Consider the following 21949-nt stretch of genomic DNA (forward strand, 5'->3'; position numbering starts at 1 on the left):
GAACGCGCACGCCGGTCACTTGAAGCCCAACCGGATGCGCGTGAACACCAGCGCGACGATGCTGATGATCGCGGCGAAGATCAGGTAGTAGCTGGGCGACAGCTTGTCGTTGGTCACGCTGATCAGCCAGGTCAGGATGAACGGCGCGAAGCCGCCGAAGATCGTGACGGCCGTGTTGTAGCTCAGGGACAGGCCCGTGGTGCGGGTCTGCGTCGGGAACAACTCGGACAACAGCGCCGGCACCGGCGCGAAGTACGCGGTCATGAGGCAACCCAGCACGATCTCCACCAGCAGCAGCGTGCCGAAGCTCGGCCGGCTCACCAGCAGCGCGAACATCGGGTAGATGGCCAGCAGCAGCAGCACGCCGGCGATCAGCATGATGCGCACGCGGCCGATCCTGTCCGACAGATGGCCCACGACGGGCGAGAAGAACATCTGGATCACGCCGACCATCATGGTCGCCGTGAAGGCCACCGACGCCGGCAGGCCCAGTTGCTTGACGCCGTACGTGGGCATGAAGAGCACCAGGTAGGTGGCCACGGTGCCCAGCACAACGATGCCCACGGCCAGCAGCAGGCGCTCTTTCTGGTGGCTCAGGGTGTCGCGCAGCGGCGTGGTGGTGGCCTCGATGCTGGAGAACTCGGGGCTCTCGTCGACGTTGCGGCGGATGTAGTAAGCGACCGGCCCGATCAGCAGGCCGAAGATGAACGGCACGCGCCAGCCCCAGGAGGCCAGTTGCTCGGCCGTGAGCGTGCTCGTGAGCACGGCGCCGAAACCGGCGGCCAGCAAGGTGGTCAGGCCCTGGCTGGCGACCTGCCAGCTGGAGAAGAAGCCGCGCCGCCGGGGCGCGTGCTCTGCAAGAAAGGCGGTGGCACTGCCGAACTCACCGCCGGCAGAGAGGCCCTGGATCATGCGTGCGACGACGAGCACCGCGGGCGCGAGCAACCCGATGCTGCTGTACGTGGGCACGATGCAGATCAGCAAGGTGCCCGTGAACATCAGCATGATCGACAACGTGAGCGCGGCCTTGCGGCCGGCACGGTCGGCATAGGCGCCGATGACGATCGCGCCCAGCGGCCGCATGAAGAAGGACACGCCGAAGGTGCCCAGCGTCAGCAACAGCGACACCGTGTCGTCGCCCGTGGGAAAGAAGAGCTTGGAAATCGTAGCGGCGAAGAAGCCGTACACCACCAGGTCGAACCACTCCAGCGCATTGCCGATGGACGCCGAGATGACCGCGCGCCACGGCGGCGCGTCGGGATGGGGGGAAGCTGCGGGCCGGGCGATGCCGCCTTGCAGGCTTTGAGCGTGGGTCATGGAAATTTCCTTTTTTGTCTCTGTTGGTTTTTTCTTGTGTCCCGCCCTGCTCCGCGCGCCTTCGGGGTGTTCAGGCGGCGGTCGACATGCTGTGGATCAGCTTGCGCAGGAAGGCTTCGCATTGCGCCACCTGCGCGAGCGTGACGAACTCGTTCGCCTTGTGCGCCTGCTCGATGTTGCCGGGGCCGCAGACGACGGATGGGATGCCCATGCGCTCGAACAATCCGGCCTCGGTGCCGTAGGCCACCTTGCGCACGCTCCGGTCGTGCGTGAGCGCCCGGACCAGTTGCGTGATGGCGGCCTGCTCCGATGCGTCCAGCGTGGGCGCGGTGGCCAGCAGGTCGAACTCGATGGCGGCGCCGGCGTGCTCGCCCTTCATCTGCGGCAGCAGCGTGTGGGCGGCGTAGTCCTTGATGCGCGCGATGATCGGCGCGCTGTCCACGCCCGGAAGGTTGCGGTATTCGAAGCTGAACTCGCAGTGCGCCGGAATGGTGTTGACCGCGATGCCGCCGTTGATGACACCGGTCTGCAGCGTGGTGAAAGGCACGTCGAAGGCCTCGTCGAACGGGCCCTCGCCGCGAAACTTGTCGGCCTGGTCGCGAATGAAGCAGATCAGCCGGGCCGCGTACTCGATGGCGTTGAGCCCCTGCGGCGTGAGCGAGGAATGCGCCGCGTGCCCGTGGACGCGGCAGCGGTAGGCATTGATGCCCTTGTGCGCGACGATGACGCGCATGTCGGTCGGCTCGCCGACGATGCAGCCGTTGGCATGGATGCCGCGGGCCTTCAGGTCGTCCAGCATGTAGGGCGCGCCGATGCAGCCCAGTTCCTCGTCGCACGAGAACGCGAAGTGGATCGGTTCCCTCAGGCGCGCCGCCTTCATCTCCGGCAGCATCGCCAGCGCCACGCCGATGAAGCCCTTCATGTCGCAGGCCCCGCGCCCGAAGAGCTTGCCGTCGCGCACCGTGGGATCGAAGGGGTCGCTGTCCCAGTCCTGGCCCTTAACCGGCACCACGTCGGTGTGGCCGGAGAGCACGATGCCGCCCTGCGTGGCACCGTCCGCCGCGGGAATGGTGGCGAAGAGATTGGCTTTCCTCCCGGTGGGCTCGTAGGTCAGGGTCGAGGTGTAGCCCTGCTGCTCCAGGTGATCGCGGACCGTCTCGATGAGGCCGAGATTCGACGCGAAGCTGGTCGTGTCGAAGCGGATCAACTTCTCGATCCACGGGAGGGAAATGGGTGCTGCGGAAGGGACAATAGACGTGTTCACAGAATTATCATATGCGAAAATTTTCAGATAAGAAAATTTTTATGGAGCCTTCCATCGCCTCCTCGACCCCGCCCTCTTCCTCCTCCAGCGCCCCCGGACACGGCATCGTCCTGGACAAGACAGAGCTGGGTGCGCGGCTGCGCAGCGCTCGCCTGGCGCAGCAGCTGACCTTGACCGAACTGGCGATCAAGTCGCAGGTCTCGGTGGCTTCCATCTCCAAGGCGGAGCGCGGCCTGCTTGCGCTCAGCTACGAAAAATTCGCCGCGTTGGCGGCGGCGCTGCAGCTGGACTTGTCGACGCTGTTCGGCAGCCAGCCGGCCGGCTTCATCGCAGGCAGCGTGGTGGTGACGCGCAACCAGGACGTCGTCGAATACCACTCCGAACGCTACCTGTACGGCATGCTGGCCACGCAGGTGACGACCAAGAAGATGACGCCGATGCTCGGCCGCGTCGAGGCCCACTCGGTGCTTCGGCCCGGCGAGTTCAGCCGGCATCCGGGCGAGGAATTCATCTTCGTTCTGGACGGTGCGCTGGAGATGCACTTCGTCGATGGGCGCGTCGAGCGGCTCGAGAAGCACGACAGCATCTACTTCGACAGCGGACTGGGCCACCTCTACGTGAACGGCGGCGACGAAGGCGCGCAGATCCTGGTGGTGTGCTGCAACGAACCGGGCGTTCCATCGATGGACGACGTGGCCTGAACCTGCACGGCGCCAAATTCGAAATCGACGCCACACGGGTCGAGACATCATTCATTCCTTCATCCATCAACCAGAGAGAAATCACCATGGCAAAAGCCTATTGGGTCAGTGCATACCGTGCCGTCAAGGACGCCGACAAACTCGCGGCCTACGCGAAACTGGCCGGCCCGGCGATCACTGCCGGCGGCGGGCGCTTTCTCGCGCGCGGCCTGCCGGCCAAGGTCTACGAATTCGGTTTGGCCGAACGCACCGTGCTGATCGAATTCGACAGCATCGAACAGGCGACGGCTACGCATGACAGCCCCGACTACCAGGCCGCGCTTGCCGCGCTGGGCGACGGCGCCGAACGGGATCTGCGGGTCATCGAAGGCGTTTGAGCGACCGGGGCCAGGCGTCCCGGGAAGGCTGTTTTCCACGGCAGTCGTTCGGTCGCGCCATGCGTGGCGCACGCACCCACGCATTCGCAGCATCTCCATGAAGCCTCTCTCGCGGCGCCGGACGACGCACGGCCGCCGCGCCCGCGCGCACCTTCAGCGCAAGGAGAGACTTCATTCATGGACCGCCTGTTCGCCTCGTTCGCCAACAAGATCGCGCACATCGCGGGGAGCCCGCTCACCTTCCTCGCGTGCGTGGTCGTGGTCATCGCCTGGGCGGTGGCCGGGCCGTTCTTCGGCTTCTCGGAAACCTGGCAGCTGGTCATCAACACCGGCACGACCATCGTCACCTTCCTCATGGTGTTCCTGATCCAGAACACACAGAACCGCGACGGCGTTGCGCTGCAGACGAAGCTGGACGAACTGATCCGCAGCTCCAACGCCCAGAACGAATTCATGGGCATCGAGAAGCTCACCGACCACGAGCTGACCGCCCTGCACGAGCGCTGCGAAGCCGCGGCCAGGAACAGCCACGCCACGCTCGAGCGCACGCGGGCCGAGCGCCGCCGCCGCGGCCATGAGAAGGCCGAGGCAACCGGCGGCTGACGGCAGTTCAGCCGCCGGGCGTCCGCACGACGCGGCGACGGCGAATTCGTGCGCGCCTTGGCGGCGCCGGCCTACAAGAGACTGCCGGAAGGCCTCTAGATTCGGTGTCGCCGCGCGCAGACATCACCGAAGGAAACCGATGGCCGAAGAACCCACCCCTGCTTCATTCGTCGCCTGGATGGCGGCGGAAACTGCCGCCTACACGGCCATCCACCAGCTTCACCAACGCACGCAGGGCGGACGCCTCAGCATTCCGGACAACCGCATCGAGCAGATCGCCAGGCTGCGCAAAGAGGCGGACGTTCGGTTCGCCAGCCTGTGGAGCACGCTCGGCCAAGCGTCGCCGCAACCCAGCGCGGTTGCACCGGTACCGGTGCAGCGCGCGCGCGGGCATCGCCCGGCCTTCGAGCTTCTCTCGCGACCGCCTGCCGACCCGATCGAGAAGCGCGTCAGTTAGGCGCGCGGCCACGGTGGCCAGCCCTCTCGGCTCCCTCCCCGCTCGCCCGAGATGAAGATCGCGACCTTCAATGTCAACGGCGTCAACAGCCGCCTCGCCCGCCTGCTCGAATGGCTCGCCGAATCGAAACCCGACGTCGCCTGCCTGCAGGAGCTCAAGAGCCCTGACGCCAACCTGCCGGTCGATGCCATCCGGGCCGCGGGCTACGGCATCGTCGCCCACGGGCAGCGCGCATGGAACGGCGTCGCCATCCTCGCGCGCGGAAAAGAGCCGATCGACACCGGCCGCGGCCTGCCGGGCATGGAGGCCGACACCCAGAGCCGGTACATCGAGGCGGTGGTCGACGGCGTGCTGATCGGCTGCCTCTACCTGCCCAACGGCAATCCGCAGCCGGGCCCGAAGTTCGACTACAAGCTGCAGTGGTTCGAGGCCTTCAACAGGCACGCGAAGAAACTCTTTGCGAGCGGCATGCCGGTCGTGCTGGCCGGTGACTACAACGTCGTGCCGACCGATGCCGACATCTACAACCCGGCCTCGTGGCGCGACGACGCGCTGCTGCAGCCCGAGAGCCGCGCGGCGTTCGCGCAACTGCTCAAGCAGGGCTGGACCGATGCGATCCGCGCGTGCCATCCCGACCGCGTGCCCTTCACCTTCTGGACGTACTGGCGCAACCGCTATCCGCGCGACGCCGGCCTTCGCATCGACCACCTGCTGCTGAACGCCGAACTCGCACCGCTGCTTCGCAGCGCCGGCGTGGACCGCGACGTGCGCGGGCGCACCGGCGCGAGCGATCACGCGCCGGCGTGGATCGAGCTGGACGTTCCCAGGGGGTAGACCGGTCAGCCTTCCAGTACGCCGCCAGGAAAAACTAGCCCCCCATCAACTTGTCCAACGTGATCGGAAGCGCGCGCACGCGCTTTCCGCACGCGTTGAAAACCGCATTGGCCACCGCGGCACCCACGCCGGTGATGCCGATTTCCCCCACGCCGCGCGCGCCCATCGGCGAGTGCGGATCGGGGATGTCGGTCCACATCACATCGATCTCGGGCACGTCCATGTGCACGGGCACGTGGTAATCGGAAAAGCTGGCATTCATGATGCGGCCGTTGCGCTCGTCGAATTGCGTTTCTTCCATCAGCGCGAGGCCCAGGCCCATGATGATGCCGCCGCGAAACTGGCTGGCCGCCGTCTTGGCATTGAGGATGCGCCCGCAGTCGAACGAACCGAGAAAGCGGCTGACGCGCGTCTCGCCGGTCACCTCGTTCACCCGCACCTCGCAGAACATGGCGCCGTGCGAATGCATCGACCAGTGCTGCACTTCGAGCGGCAGCGGCGCGCTGGCTTCGACAACCAGTTCGTCGCGACCGGCGCGCGCCAGCATGGCCGCATAGCTGTCGAAGCGCCCGGCCTCGCCGATCTTGCCGAGGCCGCCATCGCGGCCGGCCACATCGTCGGGCTTCAGGCCATGCAGCGGCGAGTCCTTGCCGCAAAGCTTCAGCAACTCGGTCACGAGCGCGTGCTGCGCCGCCATGACCGCGCTGCCGATCGCGGCCGACTGCTGCGAACCGCCGGCGAGCACGACGCCGGGAAATCGCGAATCGCCGTGGCAGAACTTCACCTGGTCCATCGCGAGGCCGAGCCGCTCGGCGATGACCTGCGTCTGCGCCGTGGCGGTGCCCATGCCCATCTCGTGCGCCGCGATCTCGACCTTCGCATGGCCGTCCTTCGTGAGCGTGATGCGCGCCGCGCCGCCCGGCATGCGGTAGTACGGGTACGTGGCGGTGGCGCAGCCCATGCCGACCAGCCATTCGCCTTCGCGGCGCGTGCCCGGCGTCGCGCTTCGGTGGTTCCAGCCGAAGCGCTCGGCGCCGGCGCGGTACGCCTGGACGATATGCCGCGACGAAAAAGGCGTGCCCGTGGTCGGGTCCTTCTCGGGCTCGTTGCGGATGCGAAGCTCGATCGGGTCCATCTTCATCGCGTCGGCCAGCTCGTCGATGGCGCTCTCCAGCGCGAAGGTGCCGACCGCTTCGCCGGGCGCGCGCATGAAGGTGTTGGCCACCATGTCGAGCGTCGCCACCTCCACGTCGAGCTTGAAGCTGCCCGCCGCATAGGCCGAGCGCGCCGGCAGGATGAACGGCTCGGGCATGTTGTTGTGCTCGGTCATCGTCACCACGCCGGTGTGGATCAGCGCATCGAAGCGCCCGTCGGCCTGCGCGCCGATGGCCACGCGCTGTTCGGTGTCGGTGCGCCCGCCGACCACGCGGTACACGCCCTCGCGCGTGAGCATGATGCGCACCGGCCGCCCGGCAATCCTCGAAGCCGCCGCGGCGAGCACATGGTGACGCCACAGCGTCTTGCCGCCGAAGCCGCCGCCGACATAGGGCGAGGTCACATGCACCTGTTTCTCGTCGATGCCGAAGATTTCCGCCATCGACCAGGCCATGTGCGCGACGCCCTGCGAGGCGTCGTGAATCACGAGTTCGTCGCCCTTCCAGGCCAGCGTTGCCGCATGCAACTCGATGGCGTTGTGGTTCTGGCGCGGCGTGGTGTAGGTCACATCGACCCGGTGCGGCGCGGCGGCCAGCGCGGCTTCGGCATCGCCGATTTCCATCTTCAGCGGCTCGCCCTGGAAGACGCCGGGCTTGGTTCCGTTGGCCTTCGCGGCAGCGATCGACGTCGTGGCCGGCGCGGTTTCGTAGGTGGCGCGAACCAGCGATGCCGCGTGATCGGCCTCTTCCTGCGTCTGTGCGAGCACCACGGCGATCGGCTGGCCGTTCCAGTGGACCTGGTCATCCTGCATCACGGGCAGGTCATCGCCGCCGGCGGCCTTGTCCTTGGACATGAAGAGCGGCATGGGTTTCAGGCGCGGTGCGTTCTCGTGGCTCATCACCAGCGCGACGCCGGGCGCCGCCCGCGCCGCGGCCGTGTCCAGCGTCGCGATCCGTCCGCGCGGCACCGTGCTGTACACGAGCGCGGCGTAGAGCATGTCCTCCATCGGAAATTCGGCCGCGAACCGCGCCTGCCCCTGCACCTTGAGCGGGCCATCCAGGCGCGAGACCGGCGCGCCGATCAGGCCGCTCTTGCGCGCGATGAGCGGGTCGGGCTTGCCGCCCGGCATCCACGCATCGGGCGCGAGCGCGACGGCTTTTTTCATGACCGCCTGAACGGCCTCCTGAACGATGCTCATGCTGTCATCTCCTTGAGTTCGGCGAGCACGGCGACGATCGCGCGCGTTGCCAGCTCGACCTTGAATCCGTTGTCGCGCAGCGGCTTCGCGTCGGCCAGCTCTGCCTCTGCGGCGGTACGGAAAGCCTGCGCATCGGCCGGCTTTCCCTTGAGCGCCGCTTCGGCTTTCCACGCACGCCAGGGCTTGTGCGCGACGCCACCCAGGGCGATGCGCACGTCCTTGACGGCGTCGCCGTCGAGTTCGAGCGCTGCCGCCACCGACACCAGCGCGAAGGCGTAGCTGGACCGGTCGCGCACCTTGCGGTAGGTCGATCGCGCCGCGAACGGCAGTGCGGGCAACGCCACCGCGGTGATGAGCTCACCCGGCTCGAGCAGCGTCTCCACATCGGGCCGGTCTTCGGGCAGGCGATGGAAGTCCGTGAAGGGCAACGTGCGCTCGCCGCTCGCGCTGCGCAGATGCACGACGGCCCCCAGCGCGGCGAGCGCCACGCACATGTCGGACGGATGCGTGGCGACACAACTGGGCGAAGCGCCCAGGATCGCGTGATAGCGGTTGATGCCTTCGGCGGCGTCGCACCCCTGCCCCGGGTTGCGCTTGTTGCAGCGCGAGCCGTCGTCGTCGTAGAAGTAGGCGCACCGCGTGCGCTGCAGGATGTTGCCGCCGACCGTGGCCATGTTGCGGATCTGCGCCGATGCGCCGGCGGTGATGGCCCGCGCGAGCACCGGATAACGCGCCCGCACGGCGCGGTGCGAGGCGAGCGCCGTGTTGCGGGTCGCCGCGCCGATCAAGAGGCTGCCATCGGCGCGTTCCTCGATGTCGCACGACAGGTCCGTCACATCGACCAGCGCGATCGGACGCTCGATGGTTTCGCGCATCAGATCGACCAGGTTCGTGCCGCCGCCCAGGTACTTGGCGCCGGGCCGGCTGCCCAGCTGGAGCGCATCGCCCGCGTCCCGCGCGCGGGCGTAGGTGAAGGGGATCATGCCGGCTCCTTCTCAGAGTCCTCGAATGTCTCGAAGGTCTCCGAGATGGCCGCGACGATGCCGTTGTAGGCGCCGCAGCGGCACACGTTGCCGCTCATGCGCTCGCGCAGCTCGTCATGGCTGAGCGCGATGCGCTCGGTACAGAGGTCGGCGGTGACGTGGCTGGGCACGCCCTGCCGCAGCTCTTGCGCCATGCCCATGGCCGAACAGATCTGCCCGGGCGTGCAGTAGCCGCACTGGAAGCCGTCGTGTTCCACGAAGGCCTTCTGCAGCGGATGCAGATCGCCCTGCGGCGCGAGCCCTTCGATGGTGGTGACTTCACGGCCCTCGCACTGCACGGCCAGCGCAAGGCACGACAGCACGCGTTCGCCGTCGACAAGCACGGTGCAGGCGCCGCATGCGCCCTGGTTGCAGCCCTTCTTGGCACCGAACAGATGCAGGTGCTCGCGCAGGAGATCGAGCAGCGAAACCCGCGGATCGCCGGGCAACTCGACCGGCGATCCGTTGATGGTGATGGTCATGTGCGTCCTCGGGGGGCGTGGGGGTCGGGGGTCGTGGGCAGATGGCCGCTCAGAAACCGTAGTACTTGTTGATCGAGCTGCTGTAGCCCTCGTCGTAGTCGGGAATCCGGTCGCTGGTGTAGCGCGGCGCGCCTTCGAGCCTGGCCTTGTCGAGCGGCACGACATAGCCGTCCTGCGCGGTGTCGTACTTGAGCATGTTCCAGGGGATGGGATAGCGATCGGTGCCCATGCCGAGGAAGCCGCCGAACTCCATGACCGCATAGCGGACCTGCCCGCTCAGCTTGTCGATCATGAGGTCGTCGATGGTGCCGAGCTTGTCGCCCGCCGCGTTGTAGACGCTGGTGCCTTCGACGCGGTCCGATGAAATCACGTTGCTGCCAGATGTGAGTGCCATGACTATCTCCTGTGTGTGAGGCGCCGCTGTCGCGGTGCCGGTAACCCGAAATGGGTGGCTGAGAGTGCCTGTGTCGCGCACGACACCACGACGCCGGATCGGTTGCGGCACTGTCGTTCTGTAGGAAGTCTTCCCGTTGCGAAGGAGAAGCAGGGCAAGCGCCGAGGCCACGCGCCCCTCCGGAAGACGGTGTTCCTTCAGGGCGAAGTGAAGCTGTCCGACAAGGCGATCCATGCCTGCGCCGCAAATTGAATTTCCACCCCAGAAAGGAGCACCTCGATGATCCGGAAACTCGCCTCCGGCGAATACCGCCTTTACTCCCGCAAGACCGACCCCAAGACCGGCAAGCGCCGCAATCTCGGCACTTTCGATTCGCGGGAACAAGCGCAGCAGCACGAGCGCGAAGTCCAGTACTTCAAGCGCCACTGAAAAAGCCGGCAAGTCTCGGCACCATGAGCTCTCTCATCGCCACCTCCGGGGCGCCCTCGCCGCCCCTTCGCGCCCTCGCCTTCAACTGCAGCCTGAAACCCGCGCAACGCCCCTCTTCCACCGGCGCGATGCTCGGCGACGTCCGCGATGCGCTGGCCGCGCACGGCGTGGAGACCGACATCGTCCACGCCGCCGCGCACAACATCCTGCCCGGCACCCGTTCCGACGAGGGCCCCGGCGACGACTGGCCCGCGCTGCGTGCCCGCGTGATGGCCGCGGACATCGTGGTCATCGGCTCCCCGATCTGGATCGGCCAGCCCAGCAGCATCGCCAAGCGCGTGCTCGAGCGCATGGACGCGTTCATCGCCGAGACCGGCGACGACGGGCGCATGCCCTCGTACGGCAAGGTGGGCGCCGTGGCCGTGGTGGGCAATGAAGACGGCGCGCACCACGTGGGCGGCGAGATCTACCAGGCGCTGAACGACCTGGGTTTTTCGCTGGCGCCGAACGCCATGGCGTACTGGGTCGGCGCGGCACGCAGCGCCGAGGAGTACCGCGAACTCAAGCCCGTGCCCCCATCGACCATGGACGCGACGCAGCTCATGGTGCGCAATGCCGTGCATCTGGCGCGGCTGCTGCAGCAATCCGCCTATCCGCCGAAGGCGTGAAAGCCACGGCCAAAGCGGCCAAAGCGGCAAGCGAGGCTTGAGATTTCCCGTACCGCCCCTAGCTGTTTCGATAGCTGCCTGCCGTGTTGCGCTGCCGCGATGCCTGCCGTAGCCTCCTCTCCCCGTGGTCCTGCAATCCTTTCATCCCGCCATCGCCCGGTGGTTCCTTGGAACCTTTCCCGGCCCCACGCCCGCACAGGTCGAGGCGTGGCCGGCGATCCGCGCTGGCCGGGACACACTCGTGGCCGCGCCCACCGGTTCCGGCAAGACGCTCACCGCCTTTCTCGCGGCGCTGGACGAACTGGTCCGCCGAGGCCTCGCGCCCGAAGGCTTGCCCGATGAAACCGCCGTCGTCTACGTCTCGCCGCTGAAGGCGCTCTCCAACGACATCCGCCTGAACCTCGATGCGCCACTGGCGGGCATCCGTGCCGAACTGGCGGCGCTCGGTTTGCCCGACGTCGACATCCGCACCGCCGTGCGCACTGGCGACACGCCGCAGCGCGAGCGCCAGCAGAGCCTGCGGCGTCCGCCGCACATTCTGGTGACCACGCCCGAATCGCTCTACGTCCTGCTGGGCTCGGCATCGGGCCGCCGGATGCTGTCGACCGTGCGCAGCGTGATCGTCGACGAGATCCACGCCATCGCCGCGAGCAAGCGCGGCAGCCACCTGGCGCTGTCGCTGGAGCGGCTGCAGGCGCTGTGCGAGGCGGAAGGCCGCCCGCGCCCGGTGCGCATCGGCCTCTCGGCCACGCAGAAGCCCATCGACGAGGTCGCGCGCTTCCTGGTCGGCGCGGGCGCGCTGCATGCCGATGGCACGGCCGACTGCGCCATCGTCGACATCGGCTATGCCAAGCAGCGCGACCTGGCGCTGGAGCTGCCCCCGACGCCGCTCGAGGCGGTGATGTCGGGCGACCAGTGGACGCAGGTGTATGCCCGCGTGGCCGAGCTGGTGTGGCCGCACAAGACCACGCTGGTGTTCGTCAACACGCGCCGCATGGCCGAGCGCGCGGCGCGGCACCTGGGCGACATCCTCGGCAAGGAGGCGGTGGCCGCGCACCACGGCAGTCTCTCGAAGGAAACGCGGCTCCATGCGGAGCAGCGCCTCAAGCGCGGCGACCTGAAGGTGCTCGTGGCCACGGCATCGCTCGAACTGGGCCTGGACATCGGCGACGTCGACCTGGTCTGCCAGCTCGGCTCGCCGCGTGCCATTGCCACCTTCCTGCAACGCGCCGGGCGATCGGGCCACGCCGTGGGCGGCGTGCCGAAGGCGCGGCTCTTTCCGCAGTCGCGTGACGAGCTGGTCGAATGCGCCGCCCTGCTCGACTGCATCCGCCGCGGCGAGCTCGATGCGCTGCGCGTGCTGCCCGCGCCGCTCGATGTACTGGCGCAGCAGATCGTGGCCGAGACCGCCTGCCGCGAATGGAACGAAGACGAACTTTTCGCGCTCGTGCGCCGCGCGTGGCCTTATGCGCAGCTCTCGCACGCGCGCTACATGGAAGTGGTGCGCATGGTGTCCGAAGGATTCACCACGCGCCAGGGCCAGCGCGCGGGCTACGTGCACCGCGACGCCGTCAACCACCTGCTGCGCGAGCGCAAGGGCGCGCGCATGACGGCGCTGACCTCTGGCGGCACCATCCCCGAGACCGGCGACTACACGGTCGTGCTGGAGCCGCAGGCCGACAAGATCGGCACGGTCAACGAAGACTTCGCGGTCGAGAGTCTGGCGGGCGACGTGTTCCAGCTGGGCAACACCAGCTACCGCATCCTGAAGATCGAGCCGGGCCGCGTCCGCGTGGAAGACGCGCAAGGCGCCGCGCCGAACATTCCGTTCTGGCTTGGCGAAGCGCCGGGGCGCAGCGACGAGTTGTCGTTCGGCGTGTCGCGGCTGCGCGAAGAGGTCGCGCAGGCGCTGGCATCCGGCGGGAAAGACGCCGCGATGGAACTGCTGACGCAGACCGTCGGCGTCGACGACGAAGCCGCGCGCCAGATCGTCGATCACCTCGCGCACGCGCTTGCGGTGCTGGGCGCACTTCCGACGCAGCGCACGCTGGTCATGGAGCGCTTCTTCGACGCCTCCGGCGGCATGCAGCTGGTGATTCACTCGCCCTTCGGCAGCCGTCTCAACCGCGCATGGGGCCTGGCGCTGCGCAAGCGTTTTTGCCGCACCTTCAATTTCGAGCTGCAGGCCGCGGCGACCGAGGACGCGATCGTGCTGTCGCTGTCCACCAGCCACAGCTTTCCGCTGGACGAAGTGGCGCGCTACCTGCATTCGGCCTCGGCCCTGCATGTGCTGGTGCAGGCCCTGCTCGATGCGCCGCTGTTCGGCGTGCGCTGGCGCTGGAACGCGACCACCGCGCTGGCACTGCCGCGTTTCAGCGGCGGGCGCAAGGTGGCGCCGCAACTGCAGCGCATGCGCTCCGAAGACCTGCTCGCGGCCGTGTTTCCCGACCAGGTCGCGTGCGCGGAAAACATCGTCGGCGAACGCGAAGTGCCCGAGCACCCGCTGGTCGCGCAGACGCTGGACGATTGCCTGCACGACGCGATGGACGCCGAAGGCTGGCTCGCGCTCTTGCGCCGCATGGAGTCGGGCGAGGTGCGCATGCTGGCGCGCGACCTGCCGGCGCCCTCGCCGCTCGCGATGGAAGCGTTGAACGCGCGCCCCTACGCATTCCTGGACGATGCGCCATTGGAAGAGCGCCGCACGCAGGCCGTGCAGAACCGCCGCTACACCGACCCCGAAAGCGCCGACGACGTCGGACAGCTCGATGCGGACGCCATCGCCAGCGTGCGCGAGGAAGCCTGGCCGCAACCGCGCAGTGCCGACGAGATGCACGAGGCGCTCAACATGCTCGGCGCCCTGGCCGACGACGAAGCGGCGCGCGAGACGGACTGGAAGACATGGCTCGCCGCGCTCGCCAAGGCCGGCCGCGCAACGCGCCTGCTGCTCGAAGGCAAGGGGCGCACCGCGCGCGGCCTGTGGGTGACGGCCGAGCGGCTGCGGCTGCTGCAGGCCATCGCCCCCGATGCGCCGATGCAGCCCGCCATCACCGCGCCCGCCGATGCCGAGGAGCCGGCCGATCGCGACACTGCGCTGCGCGAATTGCTGCGCTCACGCCTCGGTGGCCTGGGCCCTGTCACCGTGGCGCAGCTCGCCGCGCCGCTGCGCCTGCCGCCCGCGGACGTCGAAGGCGCCCTCCTCGCGCTGCAGACCGAAGGCAGCGTGCTGCAAGGCCACTTCACGCCCGGCACGCCCGGCACGCCCGGCACGCCCGGCACGGCTGAACTCGAATGGTGCGAGCGCCATCTGCTGGCACGCATCCACCGCTACACGCTCAAGCGCCTTCGCCACGAGATCGAACCGGTCGAGCCGCGCGACTTCGTGCGCTTTCTCTTCGAATGGCAGCACATCGGCGCGGCCGCGCGCGTGAGCGGGCCGGAGGCGCTGTCGGGCATCCTGTCGCAGCTCGAAGGCTACGAGGCGCCCGCGCCGCTGTGGGAAGCCGAACTGCTGCCCGCGCGCGTGACCGACTACGCCGGCGCCTGGCTCGACGACCTGTGCACGGCGGGGCGCGTGCTGTGGACGCGCCTGCGCCCATCGGCCGCGGAAGGACGCAAGGGCGCGGGCAGCCTGTCGTTGCGCGCCACGCCGGTCGTGCTGCTGCCGCGCCGCAGCGCCGCGTTGTGGACCAGCCTGGCGCCGGCCCCGGCCGACGACGAGACGCTGGGCTCGCGCGCGCTGCGCGTCTCCGCGCACCTGGCGCAGCACGGCGCCTGCTTCTTCGACGAGATCGCGATCGGCACGCGCCTGCTGCCGGTCGAGATCGAAGAGGCGCTGACCGAGCTGGTCGCCAAGGGCCGTGCGCGCTGCGACAGCTATGCGGGCCTGCGCGCCCTGCTGGTGCCGGCCTCCAAGCGCGCATCGGCCGACACGCGGCGCCGACGCCGCACGCCGCTCTTCGGCATCGAGGATGCGGGGCGCTGGACGCTGGTGCGCCCACCCGCCGCGGCCGAAGCGATGGCGGCACTTTCCGCGGAGGCCGTCGAGCAGGTCGTGCGCGTGCTGCTGCGCCGCTACGGCGTCATCTGCTGGCGCCTGCTCGAGCGCGAGGCCGCATGGCTGCCGCCGTGGCGCGACCTCGTGCGCGTGTGCCGGCGGCTGGAGGCGCGCGGAGAAATCCGCGGCGGCCGTTTCATCGCCGGCGTGTCGGGCGAGCAGTTCGCGCTGCCCGAGGCGGTCGCATCGATGCGCCAGGTGCGAAGGCAACCCGGCGACGGCGCGCTGATCGCGCTCGCGGCCAGCGATCCGGCCAATCTGCTCGGAACCCTCGTGAACGGGCCCAAGGTGCCACGCGTCGCGGGCTCGCGCGTGCTGTACCGCGATGGCGTGCCCATCGCGACCAGTGTGGCGGGAGAGTTCGCGCCGCTGGTCGCGCTCGATGCGGCGCAGGAACAGGCGGCGAGGCACGCGCTCTCGCTGGGGCCGTCGCTGCGCGTGCCCGAGCTTGCTGTGCAAGCGGCCGGTTAGGCCGCGCAGCGTTTCGATCAATCGGCCTGAATGCCTGTGAGCGGCCGCCCTGTCCCTTCGGCCGCCACAAAGCGGCGCTCACGCATCCACTTCGTCATGACCCATTTCTCGCCCCGCGTCACGGCCGCGCTCGCGTGCAGGGACCGCGCATCGACGCGGCCGTTTCCATCGCAGTACTCGAAGTAACAAGCATTGCCGCGGATCGGCGAAACCGCGAGACCCAGCTGCGGGAAGACGGTCTGGCCGCCCTCCGGCACGTCGTTCAAGTAGGTCACCAGCGTGCTTACGCGCTGGCCGCTTCGCGCGATGGATTCGCGGTTGGCGGCGTTGGTGGGCGCCAGGTAGTCGTGGTGAGGCTCGCTGCCCGCGCCGGTCGGGTAGTACAGCAGCTGCAGGCCCTCGCCGTTTTCCAGCGGGAGGTTCATCAGCGCCGAGAGGCGCCGATCGAGACGCGCGACCAGGTCGTTTTCGCCCAATCGGAAAAACATGCCCCAGCTCGCGCGCTTGTCGCTCACCACATCGCGGCCGCTCATCGGATCGACCAGCGTGGAGGGCTTCAGGCGCGGCCGTGCCATCTCGATGAGGGCCTTGCATTCGTCGGCGTCCACGACGTTGCCGAGCGCGGCGAAGACCGGGTCGTCGCTGCGAGAGTGCACGACGACTTCACGGTCGGCCGCCGGGATTCGCGTGCCCGGCGCGAGCCGCGCGACGGGCTTGGGCGGTGCCTCGTCCGGCAGCTCGATGGTGTCGGCCGGCATCGCCGCGCCCCGCTGGCGCGCATCGATGTAGGCCGCGACGATGGCGTGCGCGGCGCGCTCGTTCATGCCCTGCCCACGCATCGTGGCCACCAGCGCCTGCGGCGCCTGGCCGGCATCGAGGTTGTGCGTGAGCCAGCGGCCCAGGTCAGGCGAGAAGCGGACGACGGTGCTCATCGGGCCTGCATCAAACCGGCCCCGTCTGCGCGACCCAGCCCTTGTCGCCGCGCGTGAAGCCCTGGCGCAGCTGCAGCTTTCCGCCCGCCCCGTTCGCGATGCGCGCGATCATCGGGAACACGCGCTGCGCGTCGGCGTCCTGCATCCACGGCGCCGTGTCGATCTGGTAGGTGTAGCTCACCACCGCGAGCGGATGCTGCGCGTTGGTGGCATCGACCTTGACGTCGACGATCTGCTCGCGCTTGAGGTGCGCCACACAAAGATCATTGGCATGTTCGGCACCTTGGGTCGCGTGCGGATGCGGCTTGTAGAACTTGCGGCCGGCGTCGGTCAGCTCGAATCGCTTGACCGCACCGTCCGGGTTCTCGGTGCTCTTCGGTACGGAGACGATGGTGCTGTGCACCAGGCCCAGCTGTTCCATCACCGGAAACTGGATGGCATGGCGCGCACCGGCGCCGGCCTCGGCCTCGGTCAGGTCGATGGGCCAGTCGAACATCGCGAGACAAATGTCACCGCGCTGGGCCAGGTAGTCGTCCAGTGGCGCGGCGAGATTCTCGGCGGTGGGGGCATTGGCATCGCGGCCGGCACCGCATGCGGCCAGCGCGCAGACCAGCGCGATGCCGGTCAGGGTCTTGATCGATGCCCGGGCGCGACGGCTTGGGCGGACAAAGCGGAAATTCATGCGATCTCTTGTTGTTGATTGACGGGTAGTCATGGTTTCAGTCAGTGCGCATCGAGCTCGTCCGCAACCCAGCCGCGCTGCGTCAGATGGACGCCCAGGCGCACCTGCATCGTTCCTTCGCGCTGCATGGCGCGCGCCAGCAACGGAAAGGCTTGCTGCACCTCGGGCGCTGCCGCCCACGGTTCGGGCGCGATGCGGTAGGTGAAGAGCAGCGAGGTCGCGGTGCGGCCATCGCGCGTCTGCGGCGGGTCCCAGCCGACCAGGCGGTCCAGGCTCAGCGTGGCCGCGCAGAAGTCGGCCGGGTGCGTGACGTTGTCTGTCGTGGTGCGGATCACCACGGGCACCTTCAGGTAGTACTTGCGGCCCGCGTCGGTCAGTGCGTATTCGCGCGCCGGGATGGCCGCTGCCGTGTCCTTGGGGGTGGCGACGACGTCCTTGCCGGTCGCCAGTCCGAGCTTCTCGAGCACCGGCATCTGCTGCGCGTCGGGTTCGCGCGAGCCGGCCGCTACCGTGATCGGCCACTCGTACTTGGCCAGGCACACATGGCCGCGCTGCGCGAGGTAGTCGTTGGTCGTCGCGGTGAAGTTCTCCTGCGTCGGAAGGCGCGCCTGTTCGTTGTCGCAGCCGGCGAGCGAAGCCAGCACCGCCAGCACGGATGCGGCGCCACCGATGCACCGAAGGACGGAATTCGCAAGCGTCTTCATTGCACGCACCTGCCGCTGGCCGATGGCGCGGAGGAAGGCTGGTAGCCGTCGCTCAGCGTGCCCAGGAAGCAGACCAGGTCGGCGATCTGCTGCGGCGTCATCACGGGCGTGGAGCCGGCCGCGCGCGGTCGCGTGCCGCTGGCGAGCGTCTTGTCGCCGCCCTCGCCGGTGCCCAGGGGCACTTCCTCGTCGATGCTGCCTTGCTGCGCGTGCGGCAGGTCGTTGTACTTGTCGATCGCCGCGCCCGGCACGGCGGTGGGCTGCAGGGCCCACGGCGGATTGGCTTGCGGCTTGCCATCGCTTCCATGATCGAGGGCCGGATACCAGTACTCCGGATTCGTGTCCCGCGTGTTGTAGAAGTTGACGACCTGCTCCAGCGAATGGAGCACGCCGTTGTGAAAGAAGGCGCCGCGCGTCGCCGCGTTGCGCAGCACCGGCACCTTGAACATGCCGCAGTACGGGTTGGGCGTCTGCGGCGTCGCGGGCATGTGGTCGGTGCGGAAGGGACCGCACAGGCCCATGTCGAAGTACGTGGGGTCGTCGTTGGCCGGAATCGGGTCCGGGTTGTTCGGAATCGACCGGTCGTTGCGCGGCGCACCCAGGGCCTGGTAGGTGAAGTCCGTCATCAGGCCGGTGTTGCCATTGAAGTTGGCGCCCGTGTAATGGCAGCCCGAGCAGTTGGTGACGCCCGTGCTGTGGAACAGCACCTCGCCGCGCCGCTCGGCCGGCGTGAGCACGCCGCCGATCTTATTGAACACATAGAGGTCGTACTTGCTGCTGTACGGGTGAAAGCTCAGGTCTTCGGTCTCCAGCGCCTGGATCGCGGTGCCCAGCGCATCGAAGGCAGCGTCGGTGTTGTTGAAGATGTCGGCGCCGAAGGCCTGCCTGAAGAGGCCCGCATAGGCGCCGTCCTGCACCGCCTTCACGACCGCGTCCTTGGAGGTGTTGTTCATCTCGACCGGGTTGAGCAGCGGCAATGCCGCCTGCGCCGCGAGCGTTGCGCCGCGCCCGTCCCACATGAAGCCGCCGCCCGGCGAGTTCGAGGTCACGCCGTCGGGGTTGGGCGCGTCGTCGCTGAAGGCGGGCGTCGATTCCCTGTAGCGCAGCGAGGGCACGGCGCGCGCGCCCGTCTGCGTGATGTCGGAGCCCAGCTGCACCGAGATGCTGTTCGGCGGGCCGTAGGCGTACTGCGGGTCGTGGCAGCTCGCGCACGACATGTTCCTCGCGCCCGAAAGGTTCTTGTCGAAGAAGGCCAGTTGCCCGACCTGCGCCTGGACGCTCAGGGCCGGTGCACGCGGGCCGGCGGTGCTTGCGGCCGGTGCCGCGCTCTTGCCGTCGCACGCCGTCAAGGCCAATAGCGCCACCGAGAGCGCGGTCGCGATTGCCATCGCGGGCGGGACCATCCTGTCCACCACCAGATTCAGATTCATCATTGCTTGCTGTGCGGAACACCTGAAGCCGCAAAGGGATGGGGGACAAGGCCCGCAGGCCTTGCCCCCCAACGACCTTCGCGGTCGATCTTCTTTACCGCTTACTTCGTTGCCCAGACGTTGTTCTGGCTCGCGTCGGCACCGACCTGCGGTGTGATCTGGCCTTCCGTCTGTTTCGTGTCCGGGTCTTGCACACCCACGATGTCGTTCGCGTACAGCTTCTGCTTGTAGTTGGCCGGGATCACGTAGGCATGGTTGATCGGGCGCACCGAGTCGAAGTGCGTGTCCGCGCTGTTCTGGTATTCAGGCAGTGCCAGGATGTTGGCCGTGATGAACGCTTCGGAGTACTTGGCGCGGTTCAGGTACGTCGCATCGACGGCCGGATCGGCGATCTGGAACATGTCCTGCAGCGTGCGAACGAACGAGAAGTGGCTGTAGGCGTCGCTGTCCGCGACCTTCTTCTTGGCCGAACCCACGTCCTGCTGGTTGGTGAGGATGCCGAAGATCGAATTGCCGTGGCCGAAATTGCCGCCGGCGTAGTTGGCCGGAGCGACGGTGGCCGTCGCCTTGCCGCTCGCGTCCACGGTCACCGGCGTGGCGCCGGAGTTCGGGCCGCCCGCGTTCCAGCCGCAGCAGGAACCGTTGCTGCCGCCCTCGCCTTCGTCGAACATCACCACGATCGCCACGCGCTTGTGCGGGTTCTTCCACAGCGCCGAGTTCTGGATCGCCTTGACCGTCATGCCCAGGTAGATGTCGGCACGCTTGATGTTGGGGCCCTGGCCGTCGTTGCCGCCCTGGCAGCTCGTGTCGCTGCCCACGCCGTGCATGTCGTCGCACTGGTCCGGAACGATGAAGTTGATGTTGCCCACGTCGCCCGCAGCCAGGTCCTTGCTGAACTGGTCGTAGACCCAGCCGCTGGGCACCTTGTAGGCCGCCGTCTTGAGCCAGTCCGCTTCCTGGTACTGCGTGCCGAAGATGGTGCGGTTGGTGGCCGCGAACTCGGGCAGGCTGCGTGCCTCCTGGAAGGCGATCGACGGGCCGTGCTTGACCTTGTAGAGGCCGCCCACCACCGCGAAGTTGGCCGTGCCGACGAGAGCTGGAATGGCCGAGCCGTCCAGGTTGGTGACGCCCGCGAGGCGGCTCGTGTCGTACGTGGCGACCACGTTGCCGTCGGCAATGCTGTCGGCGCGCACGTCCTGGCCGGGGTTCATCGATTCGCTGTAGGTGCGGATCGTGCGGCCAGTCCTGGACATCAGCGTGAACAGGTTGGCGCCGGGAACGTTGTGCACGGTGCCGCCGGTCGGGGCGTCGCCGCAGCTCGTGCTGGCCGCGCTATAGCCGGCGCGGTGGGCGCTGTCCGCAAACGGAAGCTTGTCCTGTGCAGGCAAGGGCTGGCCGTCGGAGGCCGTGCCGCCGGCAAATGCGACGTCCTTGACGCTGTAGTCACCGACGGCACCGCAGCCGAACCAGTTGTCGTCGTGGATGCCGAAGTCGTCGCCGCCGCCCAGCGCGGTGTAGTTCGGCTCGGACGGGTTGCCGGTCGAGTAGTACGTGCTCAGCTGGTTGTAGTTGTTCAGGATGTGGTTGATGTTCGCGGCGCGCGGGTTGCCCACGATCGCGTCGGTCGACTTGTTTTCCTCGACGATCACGAAGATGTTGTCGTAGGCCGGCACGCCCTCCACGTTGAAGGCCGCCTGCTGCGCCTGTGCGAAGGTGATGGGCGCCTGCTTCTGCGCCGGCGCCGTGGGCGTGGCCTTGGTGCCGTCGGCGTTGGTGAGGGTCACGCCCGAGAGGCCCACAAGACGCGGGTCGCCGCCGAGGACGGCCAGGTTGTCGGGGAACATGTCCTTGCGGTCGAGCTTGGCGGTCGCGTAGGTGTAGCGGTTGGTCAGCTCGTTGTCCTGGTACAGCGCCGCATACTGGGTGGCGCCGCTCAGGCCGTTCACGTCGGCCAGCGGATCGGCGAACTTGGCGTCGCCGAGATTGAAGGCCGGCCCGTTCAGGCGCGCGACGAGGTTGGCCTTTTCGGTGGCGTAGTCGGTGCCGTTGGCTTCCACCAGGCGCTGCGCTTCGCTGGACAGCGGGCTGATGACGATCTTGCCCGCGCCCTGGTCGGCGATCTGCGCGGCCGAGGCGCGCAGGATCAGATGGCCGGCCGCGGCGGCGCCCGTGGCGCTGTTGATCGCGGAGGTGCCGATGTCGGCCACCAGCTGCCCGGTGGCGGTGGTCGTCAGCGTGAACTTGCCGCTGGCATCGGTGACCGCCGACGCTTCGCCGCTGTCGAGCACGCCGTTGCCGTTGGCGTCGACGAAGACCGTGGCCTTCTGGTAGTAGCCGGGCTTCAGGGTCGGGTTGCCCGTGGTGCTACCCGGAACGAAACCGCTGGCCGCCACCACGCCGCTCAAGGTGCTGCCCGTGTTGGTGGTCGTGTTGCCGGGCGGCGTGATGATCGGGAAGAAGCCGCTGTTTCCGTCGCTCCCTCCGCCGCAAGCGGCGAGCACGCAGGCTGCAACTGTCGTCAATGACGAGAGTAAAACTCGTTTTTGGAAAATCATCATATTTATCCGGGGCAGTTAGTTATGGATGGTTTTGACTGGCCTGCATGGGGATGCCGGGCATCGTGCGTTTTGAATACGAAACGCCACTTCGAGGAGGAATGTAGAAATAGCGGGTGACATCTTTGTGTCAAAAGAGCGCTAATTCTTTTGCTAATTCCCAGCTAATAAATGGCGATATCCCAGGCCAAATCAAATTTTCAAAACCGAATTAACTGAC

General features: G+C 67.9%; 19 protein-coding genes. 8 read left to right on the forward strand and 11 right to left on the reverse strand.

Annotated features, from left to right (window positions below; translation table 11 throughout):
- Nucleotides 1-15: 15 nt before the first annotated feature.
- A complete protein-coding gene (locus tag JC881_RS00900) occupies nucleotides 16-1317 on the reverse strand; it encodes an MFS transporter (protein WP_198783837.1) in 1302 nt (433 codons plus the stop codon).
- Nucleotides 1318-1387: 70 nt separating this feature from the next.
- Nucleotides 1388-2602 carry an acetylornithine deacetylase gene (gene argE / locus JC881_RS00905; RefSeq protein WP_198784856.1) on the reverse strand — a complete coding sequence of 405 codons (1215 nt, stop codon included), beginning with the start codon at nucleotides 2600-2602 and terminating at the stop codon, nucleotides 1388-1390.
- A gap of 20 nt (nucleotides 2603-2622) precedes the next feature.
- Between argE and JC881_RS00910 the strand changes: the two genes are divergently transcribed.
- The 5 genes from JC881_RS00910 (at nucleotide 2623) to JC881_RS00930 (ending at nucleotide 5553) form a co-directional block, all read left to right on the forward strand.
- Nucleotides 2623-3282, forward strand: coding sequence for a helix-turn-helix domain-containing protein (locus JC881_RS00910; protein ID WP_233101474.1), 660 nt, complete (start codon nucleotides 2623-2625; stop codon nucleotides 3280-3282).
- Nucleotides 3283-3368: 86 nt separating this feature from the next.
- Nucleotides 3369-3659 (forward strand): DUF1330 domain-containing protein, encoded by a 291-nt coding sequence (locus tag JC881_RS00915; RefSeq protein ID WP_198783838.1) that lies wholly within the window; start codon nucleotides 3369-3371, stop codon nucleotides 3657-3659.
- 177 nt (nucleotides 3660-3836) lie between these two features.
- Complete coding sequence (locus JC881_RS00920; protein WP_198783839.1) at nucleotides 3837-4262, forward strand: low affinity iron permease family protein; 426 nt, start codon at nucleotides 3837-3839, stop codon at nucleotides 4260-4262.
- A gap of 139 nt (nucleotides 4263-4401) precedes the next feature.
- The gene (locus JC881_RS00925) at nucleotides 4402-4719 is read left to right on the forward strand and encodes a hypothetical protein (RefSeq protein ID WP_198783840.1); all 318 of its coding nucleotides are present in this window, start codon (nucleotides 4402-4404) and stop codon (nucleotides 4717-4719) included.
- A 51-nt stretch (nucleotides 4720-4770) separates the two neighbouring features.
- A complete protein-coding gene (locus JC881_RS00930; RefSeq protein WP_198783841.1) occupies nucleotides 4771-5553 on the forward strand; it encodes an exodeoxyribonuclease III in 783 nt (260 codons plus the stop codon).
- A gap of 34 nt (nucleotides 5554-5587) precedes the next feature.
- Here the strand turns inward: JC881_RS00930 and JC881_RS00935 are convergent, their stop codons facing one another.
- From JC881_RS00935 to JC881_RS00950, 4 genes are read right to left on the reverse strand one after another with little or no spacing between them, the layout of a single operon-like run.
- Nucleotides 5588-7906: a xanthine dehydrogenase family protein molybdopterin-binding subunit gene (locus JC881_RS00935; protein WP_198783842.1), complete on the reverse strand. Its 2319-nt coding sequence runs from the start codon at nucleotides 7904-7906 to the stop codon at nucleotides 5588-5590.
- Entirely contained in the window at nucleotides 7903-8889 is a 987-nt protein-coding gene (locus JC881_RS00940; RefSeq protein ID WP_198783843.1) for an FAD binding domain-containing protein, read from the reverse strand. The genes JC881_RS00935 and JC881_RS00940 overlap by 4 nt, the downstream gene beginning before the upstream one ends.
- The gene (locus JC881_RS00945; protein WP_198783844.1) at nucleotides 8886-9575 is read right to left on the reverse strand and encodes a 2Fe-2S iron-sulfur cluster-binding protein; all 690 of its coding nucleotides are present in this window, start codon (nucleotides 9573-9575) and stop codon (nucleotides 8886-8888) included. Before JC881_RS00945 ends, JC881_RS00940 begins: the two co-directional genes overlap by 4 nt.
- The gene (locus tag JC881_RS00950; RefSeq protein ID WP_198783845.1) at nucleotides 9460-9804 is read right to left on the reverse strand and encodes a PRC-barrel domain-containing protein; all 345 of its coding nucleotides are present in this window, start codon (nucleotides 9802-9804) and stop codon (nucleotides 9460-9462) included. The genes JC881_RS00945 and JC881_RS00950 overlap by 116 nt, the downstream gene beginning before the upstream one ends.
- Nucleotides 9805-10083: 279 nt before the next feature.
- Between JC881_RS00950 and JC881_RS00955 the strand changes: the two genes are divergently transcribed.
- The 3 genes from JC881_RS00955 (at nucleotide 10084) to JC881_RS00965 (ending at nucleotide 15426) form a co-directional block, all read left to right on the forward strand.
- Nucleotides 10084-10233 carry a hypothetical protein gene (locus JC881_RS00955; protein WP_198783846.1) on the forward strand — a complete coding sequence of 50 codons (150 nt, stop codon included), beginning with the start codon at nucleotides 10084-10086 and terminating at the stop codon, nucleotides 10231-10233.
- 23 nt (nucleotides 10234-10256) lie between these two features.
- Entirely contained in the window at nucleotides 10257-10901 is a 645-nt protein-coding gene (locus JC881_RS00960) for a flavodoxin family protein (RefSeq protein ID WP_198783847.1), read from the forward strand.
- A gap of 124 nt (nucleotides 10902-11025) precedes the next feature.
- Complete coding sequence (locus JC881_RS00965; protein WP_198783848.1) at nucleotides 11026-15426, forward strand: DEAD/DEAH box helicase; 4401 nt, start codon at nucleotides 11026-11028, stop codon at nucleotides 15424-15426.
- A 17-nt stretch (nucleotides 15427-15443) separates the two neighbouring features.
- Here JC881_RS00965 and JC881_RS00970 read toward each other — a convergent pair whose 3' ends face one another.
- The 5 genes from JC881_RS00970 to JC881_RS00990 form a co-directional block, all read right to left on the reverse strand.
- Nucleotides 15444-16358: a 2OG-Fe(II) oxygenase gene (locus JC881_RS00970; RefSeq protein WP_198783849.1), complete on the reverse strand. Its 915-nt coding sequence runs from the start codon at nucleotides 16356-16358 to the stop codon at nucleotides 15444-15446.
- A 10-nt stretch (nucleotides 16359-16368) separates the two neighbouring features.
- Entirely contained in the window at nucleotides 16369-17040 is a 672-nt protein-coding gene (locus JC881_RS00975) for a hypothetical protein (RefSeq protein ID WP_198783850.1), read from the reverse strand.
- A gap of 41 nt (nucleotides 17041-17081) precedes the next feature.
- Nucleotides 17082-17744, reverse strand: a complete 663-nt coding sequence (locus JC881_RS00980) for a hypothetical protein (protein WP_198783851.1) — start codon at nucleotides 17742-17744, stop codon at nucleotides 17082-17084.
- Nucleotides 17741-19174: a cytochrome c peroxidase gene (locus tag JC881_RS00985; RefSeq protein ID WP_443083323.1), complete on the reverse strand. Its 1434-nt coding sequence runs from the start codon at nucleotides 19172-19174 to the stop codon at nucleotides 17741-17743. Before JC881_RS00985 ends, JC881_RS00980 begins: the two co-directional genes overlap by 4 nt.
- Nucleotides 19175-19275: 101 nt before the next feature.
- Nucleotides 19276-21729, reverse strand: coding sequence for a phosphoesterase (locus JC881_RS00990; RefSeq protein WP_198783852.1), 2454 nt, complete (start codon nucleotides 21727-21729; stop codon nucleotides 19276-19278).
- Nucleotides 21730-21949: the final 220 nt, after the last annotated feature.

It is taken from the genome of Variovorax sp. IB41 (genome assembly GCF_016405905.1).
Classification (GTDB): domain Bacteria; phylum Pseudomonadota; class Gammaproteobacteria; order Burkholderiales; family Burkholderiaceae_C; genus Variovorax.